The organism is Micromonospora sp. NRRL B-16802, assembly GCF_001279555.1.
Lineage (GTDB): Bacteria > Actinomycetota > Actinomycetes > Mycobacteriales > Micromonosporaceae > Micromonospora > Micromonospora profundi.
The window spans coordinates 1-13201 of sequence record NZ_LGEB01000075.1; the positions used below are offsets into that span (position 1 = coordinate 1).

General features: G+C 72.3%; 6 protein-coding genes. 3 read left to right on the forward strand and 3 right to left on the reverse strand.

Annotated elements, in window-relative coordinates; genetic code table 11:
• From ADK66_RS20760 to ADK66_RS20770, 3 genes are all read right to left on the reverse strand, one after another.
• Positions 1 to 5797, reverse strand: a 5797-nt coding sequence (locus tag ADK66_RS20760; protein WP_197281596.1) for a non-ribosomal peptide synthetase, incomplete at its 3' end; no start/stop codon positions are given.
• 14 nt (positions 5798 to 5811) lie between these two features.
• On the reverse strand, positions 5812 to 6573 hold the full coding sequence (locus tag ADK66_RS20765; RefSeq protein WP_053657860.1) for a thioesterase II family protein: 762 nt from the start codon (positions 6571 to 6573) through the stop codon (positions 5812 to 5814).
• A gap of 14 nt (positions 6574 to 6587) precedes the next feature.
• A complete protein-coding gene (locus ADK66_RS20770; RefSeq protein ID WP_053657863.1) occupies positions 6588 to 6800 on the reverse strand; it encodes an MbtH family protein in 213 nt (70 codons plus the stop codon).
• 195 nt (positions 6801 to 6995) lie between these two features.
• On the opposite strand from ADK66_RS20770, the gene ADK66_RS20775 reads away from it, so the two are divergent.
• From ADK66_RS20775 to ADK66_RS20785, 3 genes are read left to right on the forward strand one after another with little or no spacing between them, the layout of a single operon-like run.
• Complete coding sequence (locus ADK66_RS20775; RefSeq protein WP_053657865.1) at positions 6996 to 11633, forward strand: non-ribosomal peptide synthetase; 4638 nt, start codon at positions 6996 to 6998, stop codon at positions 11631 to 11633.
• Between the two features lie 16 nt (positions 11634 to 11649).
• Complete coding sequence (locus ADK66_RS20780) at positions 11650 to 12690, forward strand: MupA/Atu3671 family FMN-dependent luciferase-like monooxygenase (RefSeq protein ID WP_053658298.1); 1041 nt, start codon at positions 11650 to 11652, stop codon at positions 12688 to 12690.
• Entirely contained in the window at positions 12687 to 13175 is a 489-nt protein-coding gene (locus tag ADK66_RS20785) for a flavin reductase family protein (protein WP_053657867.1), read from the forward strand. The genes ADK66_RS20780 and ADK66_RS20785 overlap by 4 nt, the downstream gene beginning before the upstream one ends.
• Positions 13176 to 13201: the final 26 nt, after the last annotated feature.

Here is a 13201-nt window from a genome sequence, read left to right on the forward strand (position 1 = left end):
TGACGAGGTGGATGCTGCGGGGGAGGCAGACGCCGACGTGGTCGCCGGGGGTGATGCCGTGGTGGTGGAGGCGGTGGGCGAGTTTGTTGGCGGTGGTGTCGAGGTCGCGGTAGGTGTGGTGGGTGCCGTCGTGGTCGATGACGGCGATGGCGTGTGGGGTGTGTTCGGCGATGCGTTCGACGAGGTGGTGCAGGGGTTCGTGGTGGTATCCGGTGGTGGTGTCGTTCCAGCCGTGTAGCACCTGGTGGCGTTCCGCGGCCGGCATGATCTCGACCTCGCGGGCGGGCTGCTCGGGTCGGTCCAGTCCGTTGGCGAGCGCGGTGAGGAAGTGGTCGAGGAGTCGGTTGATGCGGTCGGCATCGAACAGATCGGTGGCGTACTCCACGCCCAGTTCGATGCGGCCGTCCGGCGAGTCGATCACCGCCATGGCGAGGTCGAAGCGGGCGTGGCCGCCGGAGACCGGCATCGGCTCGGCGGTGACGGTGCCCAGCGTCAGGTCACCCTGTGCGGCGGCAGGCGGCTGAAGCGACAGGTTGACCTGGAACAGCGGGTTGCGCCCGGGAACGCGCTCGGGGTGCAGGGCGTCGACGACGAGGCCGAACGGGACGTCCTGATGGGCGGTGGCGGCCAGGACGGTCTCGTGACAGCGGCCGACGAGCCCGTCGAAGCTGGGATCACCGTCGAGACGGGTGCGCAGCACCACCGCGTTGACGAAATAGCCGACCATCGGTTCGGTGTCGGCACGGGTCCGGCCGGAGAAGATGGACCCGATGGGTAGGTCGGTCTGCCCCGTGTAGCGGTGCAGCACGGTGAGCAGTGTCGCCTGAGTGAGGGTGAGCAGCGAAACCCGGCGGGCGCGGGCGTACTCCCGGGCGGCCTGCGCCAGATCGTCGGGCACATGTCGCCACCGGTCCGCGCCGTCGCCGGCCGGGCTGAGTGGGCGGGGGCGGTCCGTGGGCAGGTCGATAGTGGCCAGGTCGGCAAGTGTCTCGCGCCAGAAGTCGAGCTGCCGCTCCCGCTCGCCACCGTCGAGCCGGGCGCGCTGCCACACCGCGTAGTCGGCCGGCTGCACTGCCAGCTCCGGCAGCCGTGCCTGCGCCCCGCTGGTCCCGGCCGCGTAGAGGCGGGTCAGCTCGTCGGAGAGGATGGTTGCCGACCAGCCGTCGGCGACGATGTGGTGGATGACAAGCGCCAGCACGTGCTCGTCGGGGCTCAGCCGGGCCAGCGCTGTCCGGAGGAGCCCGCCCACGGTCAGGTCCATGGGCCGGCTGATCTCGGCCGCCGCCCACTCCTCGACGGTCCCGGCGTCCAGCTCGGCCACCGGCAGCGGCAGCGCGTCCGCCGGCGGATCGATCACCTGGCGGGGCCTGCCGTCCTCGGCGACGAAGCGGGTCCGCAGTGATTCGTGACGCACCGTCAGGGCGTGCAGCGCCCGCCCGAGCGCCGCCACGTCCAGGGCGCCGCGCAACCGCAGTGCGAACGCGATGTGGTTGACCGGCGAGTCGGGGTCGAGCTGATGCTCGAACCACATCGCTTCCTGCTGGTACGTGCACACGAGCGACCCGTCGCGGGGCACCGGAACCACCCGGCGGGCGGCGTCCCGCCGCGCCCTCGCGGCCCGCTTCTCCTCGAGCAGCCGCTCCAGTAGGGCCCGCTCGGCAAGTCTCCGTTCCAGCTCGGCGATCTCGGCGTCCAGCTCGCCCCGGGGCGCCGGCGGTGGTGGGGCGACGGCCGCGTCGACGACCGGCGGTCGGGGCTGCCCGGCCCCGTGCCCGTCCTGCGGGTCTCTTCCCTCGTCCTGCCGTGCCGTTCCCTCGTCCTGCCGGTCACCTCGACCGAGGTGCTCCAGCACGCCGTTGGAGCGCCAGCGCGCGATGTCGCCGGTGTCGTACATGCGCTCGCCGGGCCGGTCGGCGTACGGGTCCGCGAGGAACCGGCACGCCGTGAGCGCCGGCCGGTCGGGGTCGCCCTGCGCCGCGCCGGTGCCCGCGACGTACAGCTGCCCCGGGACGCCGATGGGCGCCGGACGCAGCGCGGCGTCGAGGACGTACAGGCGCCTTCCGGGCGTGTCCGTGACGACTGTGGTCCCGGCAGCGGCTCCCACCCCGGGCGGGAGGGCGGCGCGGGCACTCCAGTCGCGCAGTACCCGGTCCCGTTCGGCCGGTGGCAGGACGTCGATCTCGTCGGTCGGGCGGTCCGGCTCGGCCAGCCCGCGGGCGAGGGCTGTGGTGAACTGCTCGACAAGGCGGTCGATGCGGTCGGCGTCGAAAAGCTCGGTGGAGTACTCCACCTGTAGCTCCAGCCCGCCGTCGGCCAGGTCGATGACGGCCAGCGCGACATCGAAGCGGGCGTACCCGGTGCTGACGTCGAGGGCCTCGGCTGTCGCCCCGGCGAGTGCCAGGCCGGGCAGGGAGGTGCCCGGTGGCTGGAGCGACAGGCTGATCTGGAACAGCGGGTTGGTCTGGCCCGTCACCTCCGGTCGCAGGCTCTCGACCACGAGGGCGAACGGCGCGTCCTGGTGGGCGCCGGCGTCGAGGACCGTGTCGTGGCAGCGGCGGACAAGGTCGGCGAAGGTGGGGCGGCCGGTGAGATCGGTGCGCAGCACGAGGGGGTTGGCGAAGAAGCCGACGAGCGGCTCGATCTCGGGACGGGTGCGTCCAGAGAAGATCGACCCGATCGGCAGGTCGTGCTGCCCGGTGTGGCGGTGCAGGACTGTCAGCAGCGCGGCCTGGTGGACCGCGAGGAACGAGACGCGGTGGGTCCGGCCGTACGCGCGGGCGGCGGTGGCGACGTCGTCCGGCAGGCGCCGGGACACGGTGACACCGGCGCCGGTGCGGTGGGTCGGCCGGGGCCGGTCGGTCGGGAAGTCCACGGTAGGGAGATCGGCAAGGGTGTCCCGCCAGTAGCCGACCTGGCGCTCCAGTTCGGCTCTGCGCTGCTTGTCACGTTGCCAGACGGCGTGGTCGGCCGGCTGGAGGACGAGCGCCGGCAGCGCCTCGTCGGCGACGCCGGCCTCGACGGCGTAGAGCCGGGACAACTCGGCGCCGAGGATGCGCGCCGACCACCCGTCGGCCACGATGTGGTGCACGACAATCAGGAGTACGTGCTCGTCGGCCGCGATCCGGGCCAGCGGGCACCGGAACAGGTGCCCGGCGGCCAGGTCCAGCGGCCGGCGGATCTCCCGCGCGACCCAGGCCTCGACGGCGGCCGGCTCGATGTCCACCACCGGCAGCGGGGCCATCGGCCGCGGGTCGTCGACCACCTGCTCCGGCAGGCCACCCCTGTCGACGAACCGGGTCCGCAGCGCCTCGTGGCGTACGACGAGGGCGTGCACCGCCCGGCCGAGCGCCGCCACGTCCAGCTCGCCGCGCACCCAGAGCCGCAACCCGATGTGGTACGTGGCCGACGAGGGGTCGAACTGGTGCTGGAACCAGAGCCCTTCCTGCTGGCGTGTGCAGGGCAGCGGCCCGGTGCGCGGCACCGGCGTGATCGGTTCGTCGACAGCCAGGGGAGCGGCCTCGTCGAGGAGGGCGGCGAACTGGTCGAGCACAGGGTGGGCGAAGAGGTGGCGTGGTTGCAGGTCGACGTTGCGGTGGTCCCGGATCCGGGCGACGAGCTGGATGGCGTGCAGCGAGTCGCCGCCGAGGTCGAAGAAGCTGTCGGTGGCACCCACCTCCTCCGCCCCGATGACCTCCTGCCAGACGGCGGCCAGCCAGCGTTCGGTGTCGGTGCGCGGCGCGACGTACCCGGTGGCCGGAGGTGTCGTCGGCTCGGGCAGTCGCGTGGGGTCGAGCTTGCCGTTCGGTGCGAGCGGCAGCTCGGGCACCGTGACCAGGACGGTCGGGATCATGTACGTGGGCAGCCGGTCCGCCAGGTACCGGCGCACGTCGTCCAGGTCGGGTTCGCCGGTGAGATAGGCGACGAGGTGGGTCGCGTCGTGGAGGAGGACTGCGCACTGGCGGACGTGGGGGTGGCGGCTGAGCGTGTGTTCGATCTCGCCGAGCTCGACGCGTTGGCCGCGGATCTGGACCTGGCGGTCGCGGCGACCGAGGAATTCGAGGATGCCGCCGGGGAGCCAGCGGACGAGGTCGCCGGTGGCGTACATGCGTTGTCCGGGCTGGTCGGCGTGGGGGTCGGCGAGGAAGCGTTCGGCGGTGAGGCCGGGCCGGCCGTAGTAGCCGTAGGTGACGCCGGTGCCGGCGACGAACAGCTGTCCGGGTACGCCGATCGGGGTGGGGCGGAGGTGTTCGTCGAGGGCGTACGCGCGGTGGTTGGGCAGGGCGGTGCCGATCGGGGTCGGTCCGGTCAGCGGCTCGTCGGTGCACAGGTAGTCGGTGACGACCACTGTGGTCTCGGTGGGCCCGTAGCAGTTGTGCAGTTCGAGGCCGGGCCGCGACCAACGGCTGGCCTGCTCGGGCGGCAGGGCCTCGCCCGCGCTCCAGACGGCGCGCAGCGCGGTGCCGGCGAAGTCTTCGGGCTCGAGCAGTGCCAGAACGGCTGTCGAGATGAAGGACAGCGTCACCTGTTCGGCACGGATGAGCGTCGTGAACGCGGCCGCGTCGGCGATGGTCTCGCGAGGTGCGCTGATCATTGTCGCGCCGGCGAGCAGTGTGGCGTAGCAGTCGCAGATGCTCGCGTCGAAGGCCGGGTTGGAGGTCTGGGCGACCCGATCGGCGGGGGTGGTGCGGAACAGTTGGACAGCTGTCTCGCAGAAGGAGTAGGCGCTGTGGTGGGGCACCAGGACGCCCTTGGGGGTGCCGGTGGACCCGGAGGTGTAGAGCAGGTACGCCGGATCGTCCGGTCGGACGTCGATCTCAGGTGGGGTGTCAGGGCCGCTGTCGTCGCGGTCGTCGAGGTTCCAGTGGGGAATGTCGGTGGGGGCCGCCGGGGCCAGGTCGGTGGTGGTCATCACGAGCCTGGTGCCAGCGTCGGTGGCCAGGAGGGCGAGCCGGGCCGGCGGATGTTGGGGATCCAGCGGCAGCCAGGCGGCGCCGGCCTTCATGACGGCGAGTTGGGCGATGGGCAGGTGGATGCCGCGGTCCAGGAGCAGCCCGACGATGTGGCCGGGGCCGATGCCGTGCCCGTGCAGGGCGTGGGCCAGTCGGTTGGATCGGCGTTCGAGTTGGTCGTAGGTCAGTTCGACGCCGGCGAACCGGATGGCCACGCGGTCCGGCTGGTGGCCGAGGGTGACGTGGTGCAGCAGGCCGGGGGTGCGCGCAACGGGTGACGGGTTCCAGCCGTGCAGGACCAGGTTCCGTTCGGCCGCCGGCAGGATGTCGATGGCGGCGACCGGCCGGTGCGGGTCGGCCAGCCCACCGGCCAGCGCCGCGGTCAGATGATCCAGCAACCGGCCGGCCCGGCCTTCGTCCGACTGGTCCGCCGGGCATTCCAGTGTGAGGTCCGTGGACCCCACTGTGAGCGCGAGGTCGAACGGGCTTCCTGCTGCTGCGTCGCGCCCGGCCAGGCCAGCCTGGAACCGCGCATCGGTGCCGGCTGAGGTGTGGCAGCGCGCGGTCAGCTCGGCGAAGCCGGGGTCGCCGCTCAGGTCGGCGCGCCACACCGCGCCGCCCGACCTGATCGCCAGATCCGTTTCTCCGGTGTACCGGTGCAGGACGGTCAGCAGCGCGGCCTGCCACAGGGCGGAGCAGGGCACGCCGTGGCGCTGGGCGTGTCCGCGGGCGGCGTCGGCCAGGTCGTCAGGCGCTCGCCGCGTCACTGTGGTGCCGCGGCGGCGGGCGCGGTGAACCCGGTCCGACGTGAGATCCGTGGTGGCCAGGTCGACAAGGTTGTCGCTCACCGCTGCTCCTTGGGTCAGCGTGCCCGGACGAGGTCGTCGCCGATTCTCCGAATGACCTGCTGCTCGGCCTCCGGGCCGAAGAAGTGCCCGCTCGGGACGACGTCCAGGTCGAACCGGGCTGTCGTCTCGGCCTGCCACCCCGCCATCTGATCGGGAGGCGCTGTCCAGTCTTCGGCGCCCGCGAAAGCGCGGATCCGCACGTCGAGCGGCGTGTGCGGACGGAACCCGTGTGTGCTGAGCACTGTGAGGTCGGCACGCAACGTGGGCACCAGCGCCCGCACCAGCTCCGGCTCGGCGAGGACCTCGGGCGGCGTTCCGCCCATCTCCCGCATGTAGCCCTCGAGCCCGTCCGTGCGTCCTTCCCACGGCCAGACGTCGTCGTCGTTTACCGGTGCGACGTCGCACGCGTGGAAGAGCATGAAGGGCATCGGCATCGCGCGCTCGCGCAGGGCGTGTGCGAGCGCCCAGGCCACCCGGGACCCCATGCTCACGCCGTAGCAGGCGAACGGTCGGTCCAGCAGCGGCAGCAGCGCGTTCACCAGCGCGTCGACGAGTGGTGCCATCCGGTCGAACGCCGGTTCGCCGAACCGGTCGGCGCGTCCCGGCAACTGCACAGCGATCGGCTCGACGGACGCGGGCAGGAGACCGGGCCACTTCCGGTACATCGCGGCGCTGCCGCCGGCGTGGTGGAAGCACAGTAGCCGGACCTCGGACGGTTGTTCGCGGCGCCCGAATCGCTTGAACCAGCGCCGGTCGACGTCCTGCAGCTGGGTCATCGCGGGGACCGGAATCAGCTCGTGGTGGCTGTGTCGCGGCGGGCGCTGCGCGGACGGATGTCGGTCCAGTTCGCCTCGACGTAATCGAGGCAGGCCTGACGACCGTCCGGGCCGTGCACGACGCGCCAACCGGCCGGAACGGCAAGCGTCGCCAGCCAGAGCGAGTGCTGATCCTCATCGTTGACGAGCACGAGGAATGTGCCGTCGGGGTCATCGAAGGGGTTCATGTCGCTGACCCTAGGACGCCCGGTGGTGCCGCATCTGTCACGTGAAACGAGGACGGGAAGGCCCGTGGGCTGCCGCATACGTTGGCGATGGCGTTGGCGCGGCTGCGGGCGACGGAGGAGTGGACGCATTCGTCGACCGCCGGACTCGACCCGCTGGAACGAGTGCCGCGGGACGACACAGGGACGGGATGACCAATGACTGATCTGCAACGACGCATCGCAGCCCTCTCGCCGGAGCAGCGGGCCCGGTTGGAGGAACGCCTCGCCGAGATGGCCGCCGCCCGTGGTCACCGGGTGAGCACCGCCATCAAGCCGCGTGACCGCGACCGGCCCACACCGCTGGCGATCCAGCAGCAGCGCGAGTGGACCTTCGCCCAGTTCCAGTCGATCACCATCCCGGGTGCGTTCCGGGTCGAGGGTGAACTGGACGAGGACCTGCTTCGCCGCGTTCTCGCCGAGGTGGTGGAACGGCACGAGATACTCCGGTCCACGGTGGAGATGCAGTCCGACGGGACCATGGCGCAGGTGGTGCACCCGACCACGTCGGTGCCGGTACCCATCGTCGACCTGTCGCACCTGGCCGACGACGAGCAGCGGGCCGAGCTGCGCGAGAGCTGGCAGTCCGAGGTCCAGATGCCGTTCGACCCCGGGGAGCCGCTGCGGCTGCGGGTCCGCGTGTTCCGCCTGGCCGAGCAGACCCACGTCGTCTTCATCACCGCCGACCACGTGGCCGCCGACGCGTTCTCGGTGGGCCTTCTGGTCCGGGAGTTCGCCACCCTCTACGTGGGCGCCCCACTCGACCCGCTGGAGATCCAGTACGGCGACTTCGCGGCCTGGCAGCGGTCCGTCGAGGCGGAGCGGATCGACGACGAGACCCGGCACTGGCAGGAGACCCTTGCCGGGATCCCGGCCGGACTGGGGCTGCCAACCGACCGGCCGTACCCGGCGCGTCCGACGTTCGCCGGGGCGTCCCACCTCACCGAGCTGCCGGCCGCGGTCTCCACCGACCTGCGCCGCCTGGGCGAGCGCGAGGGCGCATCGCCGGGAATCCTCCTGCTTGCCGCCTGCGCCGTGCTGCTGCACCGGTACACCGGCCGCGACGACGTCGTCATCGGCGAGAACGTCGCCGGCCGCAACCGGGCCGAACTCGAACCTCTCATCGGCTGCTTCGTGGGGGCCCTCCCGATGCGGATGCGGCTCACCGACGAGCAGACCCTCGCAGCTGTGGTGCGGCAGGCCCGGGACACGGTGGTGACCGCCTACGACCACCAGGATCTACCGGTGGACGGCATGCTGGACCGGCTCGGCCTCGGTCTGGAGGCCGCGTCCGCCACCCTGTTCGACATGTGGCTCGACGTGCGTACGCCGGAGCGGGACCTTGAGGTCCCGGGCCTGCGCATCAGCGCCGAGACGATCGAGACGGACCTGATCGCCGCCACGCCCCTGACGCTGGACGCCGACCCGAACGGCGACACGCTGCGACTGCAGTGGATCTACATGACCGAGCTGTTCGACGCCGAGACCATGCAGGTGCTCGCCGATCAGTTCGTCCGGATCCTGCGGGCGTTCGTCGACGCGCCCGACACGACGGTGGGCGACCTGCCGCTGGCTGTCGCACCGGCATCCCCGGCGGCGGTCGAGCAGACGCCGGACGCCGCCCGGGACGATGCGCCGGGTTTCGTCGAGCTGTTCCAGCGCCGCGTCGCACAGGCCCCGTTCGCTCCGGCGGTGGTGCACGACGGCGTCCCGACCAGCTACGACGAGCTGAACCGCTCCGCCAACCGACTCGCCCACCGGCTGCGAGCGCTCGGTGTCGACCGCGACACCACTGTGGGCATCCTTGTGGACCGCTCGCCCCGGCTGGCCGTGTCGATCGTCGGCGTGCTCAAGGCCGGCGCCGCGTACCTGCCGATCGACGCCGCCTATCCGGCCGAGCGCATCGCCGGCATGCTCGCCGACGCGGGCGTCCGCGTGCTGGTCTCCGAGGAACGGCTGGCGTCGATCGGGGCCGGCTCGGTGGACCACACGGTGCTTGTGGACGACGGGGCCGGCGGCCCCGACACCGACCTGCCGGGACCGGATCCCGACGCACCGGCCTACGTGGTGTTCACGTCCGGCTCGACCGGGCGACCCAAGGGCACAGTGATCGAACACCGGTCCCTTGTGACGTACGCGCGCGACGTGGTGGACCGGCTCGGGCTCGGCGCCGGCGACCGGTTCCTGCAGTTCGCCTCGCCCAGCTTCGACGTGCTCGCCGAGGAGTTGTTCCCGACCTGGCTGGCCGGCGGTTGCGTGGTCATCCCGGCCCGGTCGCTGTTGAGCGGTGGCGAGGATCTCACAGCCCTCATCGAGCGCGAGTGGCTGACAGTGATCGAGCTGCCCACCGCGTACTGGCACGAGTGGGTGCGTGAACTCGACCGGACCGGCCGGCGGCTGCCCCGGTGCCTGCGCCTGGTCATCATCGGTGGCGAGCCGGTCCTCGCCGACCGGCTGGCCATGTGGAGGAAACTCGACGTACCGCTGATGAACTGCTACGGGCTGACCGAGACGACGGTCACCTCGACGTTCTTCCGCCTGGACCCGGCCGGGCCGGTGGTCGACTGGCCCAACCTGCCGATCGGCACCCCGCTGCCCTCGGCGGACCTGCGCGTGCTCGACCACCGGCTCCGTCCGGTGCCGCTCGGCGGCACCGGGGAGCTGTACATCGGCGGCGTCAGCGTGGGCCGCGGCTACGTGGGACAGCCCGGCCTGACCGCGCACCGCTTCGTCGCCGACCCTGATCCGGCGCGGCCGGGCCGCCGGCTGTACCGCACCGGCGACCTGATCCGCCGGCGGGTCGACGGCAACCTGGAGTTCGTCGCCCGGGTCGACCGGCAGGTCAAGATCCGTGGCTTCCGGGTGGAACCTCTGGAGATCGAGTCGGTGCTCAGCCGCCACCCGGGGGTCGCCGAGACCGTCGTGTCGGTGCACGAGCCGGCCCCGGGCGACAGGCGCCTGATCGCGTACGTGGTGCCCGGCCCGGACGGGATGCCCGACCTCGGCGAGCTGCGCCGGTATCTCGACGGCGAGCTGCCGGCGTACCTGGTGCCCGCCGCGTTCGTCCAACTCGACGCGATCCCGCTGACCGCCAACGGCAAGGTCGACCGGGACCGTCTGCCGGCGCCGGACGAGGGCCGACCCGATGTGGGCCCGGCCTACGCGGCACCGCAGTCGCCGATCGAGCGGACGCTCGCCGGCATCGTCTCGGCGGTGGTCGGCGTCGACCCGGTCGGCGTCGACGACAACTTCTTCGAGATCGGCGGCGACTCCATCCTCGCGATCCAGGTCGTCGCACGGGCGCAGGAGGCGGGCCTGCGGCTGTCCCCGCAGGACCTCTTCGCGCACCCCACGATCGCCACCCTGGCCGTGGCGGCCAGCGCCGCGCCCACCATCGACGCCGAGCAGGCCGACGTGATCGGTCCGGTGCCCGTCGCGCCGAGCCAGCGTTGGTTCGGCGCCGCCGCGATCGCGGAGGCACGGCACTGGAACCGGTCGGTGGTGCTGGATCTGCCCGCCCTCATCGAGCCGGAGCTGATCGAGACGGCCGTCGAACACCTGATGGGCCACCACGACGGGCTGCGTCAGCGGATCCTGCTGGCCGGCCCCGACCGCATGCGCGTGCGGATCGCCCCGCGCGGCGACCTCACACCGTTCAGCGGGTACGACCTGACCGATCTCGACGAGGCGGCGCAACGACGCCGGATGGACGAAGTGGGCGCCGAGATCCAGGCAGGTCTGGACCCGGCCGTCGGGCCGCTGATCCGGTTCGCGTGGTTCCGCTGCGGCGGCGGCCAGCCGGACCGGCTCGCCATCGTCGCCCACCGCCTGGTCGCCGACGCCTGGTCGATGCGGATCCTGGTCGAGGACCTGGGCCGCGCCCTCGCCTCGCTGGCCGCCGGCGAGCCGGTGGCGCTGCCGCCGAAGACGACGTCGTGGCAGTCGTGGGTACGCCGGCTGGTCGCGTACGGGCGTACGCCCGCGGTGCAGGAGCAACGTGCGTTCTGGGCCGACCTGGTCGCCTCGGCCGGCGACCCGGTCCCGGCCGACCGCCAGGCGGAGCCGGAGGCCGACACCGCTGCGACCGAGCAGACGATCACCGTGGCGCTCGACGCCCCACGGACGGCCGAGCTGCTCGCAGCCCCGGAGGCGCTCAACTGCGAGATCGACGAGTTGCTGCTCACGGCGCTCGGCCGGACCCTGCGCGCGTGGAGCGGCGCCGGGCGGCATCTGGTCGACGTCGAGCGGCCCGCCCGCGCGGCGCTGTTCGACGACGTCGACCTGGGCCGCACAGTGGGCTGGGTCAGCCAAACCCATCCGCTGCCCCTGACCGGCGACCCGGACGACACGCCCGAGACGAGCCTGAAGGCGGTCAAGGAGGCGCTGCGCGCGGTGCCCGCCGACGGTGTCGGATGGTCGCTGCTGCGGTTCGACCCCGAGCCGGTGCCCGCAGTGCCGGTCGAGCTGGCCTTCACGTACCTCGGCGACGTCGACCCGCCCGGCTTCACCTCGGCGTCCGCTCCGGTCGGCCCGGACGCCAGCCCTCGTGGGCGACGGCCGTACCCGATCGCTGTCGAGGCGTCGCTGGCCGGCGGCGCCCTGGTGGTCCGCTGGCGCTACAGCGAGATCCGGCACGACCAGCAGACCATGCAGGTCCAGGCCGACAGTTACCTCGCCGAACTTGAGGCGCTCATCGAGGCGGCGCGGCAACCGGCCGAGACCACGCACTCGCCGACCGACTTCCCGCTCGCCCGCGTCGACCAATCCCGGCTCGACGCTCTGCTCAGCCGGCTCTGACCCGACGGGAGTGGTGGTGGACTACAGCCTGTTCTTCTTCGCCGACGGAGGTGCCGCCGGCGACGACGGTTACCGCCTCCTGCTGGAGAGCGCCCGATTCGCCGACGCCAACGGGTTCACGGCGGTCTGGACGCCGGAGCGGCACTTTCACTCGTTCGGCGGCCTGTACCCGAACCCCGCGGTCACCGGGGCCGCGGTGGCCGCCGTGACCGAGCGGGTGGGCGTCCGGGCGGGCAGCGTGGTGGCGCCCCTGCACCACCCGGCCCGCATCGCGGAGGAGTGGTCGGTCGTCGACAACCTGTCCAAGGGCCGGGTGGGGCTGTCGTTCGCGTCCGGCTGGCACGCGGCCGACTTCGTGCTGCGGCCGGAGAACTACGCCGACCGCAAGAACGTGACGGCCGAGACCGTGGACACCGTACGCCGGTTGTGGCGCGGCGAGGAGGTCGAGTTTCCCGACGGCGCGGGGGAGAAGCGGGCCGTCCGCATCTTCCCCGCGCCCGTGCAGCCCGAACTGCCGGTGTGGGTGACAAGCGCCGGCTCGCCGGAGACGTTCCGGACCGCCGGCCGCCTCGGCGCCGGGCTGCTGACCCACATGCTCGGTCAGGATCACGCCCGGCTCGCCGAGAACATCGCCACCTACCGGTCGGAGCTGGGCGGGGCGCCGGGACACGTCGTGCTGATGCTGCACACGCTGATCGGCACGGACCGGGCCGAGGTGCGCGAACAGGTCCGCGAGCCGATGAGTAACTACCTGCGCAGCTCCGCCGACCTGATCGTCAAGGCGGCCGCGAGCATCCTGCCGCCCGGCTTCGACCCGAACCGGCTGCCGGAGCGGGACAAGGAGTTCCTCATCGCGCACGCTTTCGACCGCTACTTCACCAGCAGCGGCCTGTTCGGCACTGTGGCCGACGGGGCCGACATGGTGAGCCGGCTCGAGGCGATAGGTGTCGACGAGATCGCCTGTCTGATCGACTTCGGCGTGCCCCGCCAGGACGTGCTCGGGTCCCTGCGACACCTGGCCGAGCTGGCCCGGCAAACGGGTCAGCCGGCCAGGTGACGTCGCCGGCTCACGAGACGGTCGGGGCGGAGCATCTGCGCCGCCTCCTCCGCCGCTGGGCCACAACTGTGACAGTGGTGACGGCGGCCGGCGACGGTCGGCCCTTCGGGTTCACCGCGACGTCGTTCACCTCCGTGTCGCTGCGCCCACCGGTCATGTCGTTCTGCGTCGACCGAGGCTCGTCGAGCTGGCCCATGCTGCGGGAGGCCGAACACGTGGCGGTGCACGTGCTGGACGCCGGGCAGGCCGATCTGGCGCGTACGTTCGCCACCCGCGGCATCGACCGCTTCGCCGCGACCGGCTGGCGCCCCGGGCCGTACGGCGTGCCGCTGCTGCCCCGGAGCCTCGCCTGGTTGGTGTGTCACGTCTCGGCGCGGATCCCCGCCGGCGATCACGTGATCGTCCTCGCCGAGCCGTTGGAAGCCCAGATCGGCGACGGCAGCCCCCTGCTGTACCACGATGGACAGTACGCGGCTCTGGCCTGACCACTACCCCGCTTTAGGGGACAGCT

Bases quoted from the DNA above. Each gene is read 5' to 3' on its own strand.
- ADK66_RS20775 (WP_053657865.1), top strand. From the start codon at position 6,996: ATGACTGATCTGCAACGACGCATCGCAGCCCTCTCGCCGGAGCAGCGG.
- ADK66_RS20765 (WP_053657860.1), bottom strand. From the start codon at position 6,573: ATGACCCAGCTGCAGGACGTCGACCGGCGCTGGTTCAAGCGATTCGGG.
- ADK66_RS20770 (WP_053657863.1), bottom strand. From the start codon at position 6,800: ATGAACCCCTTCGATGACCCCGACGGCACATTCCTCGTGCTCGTCAAC.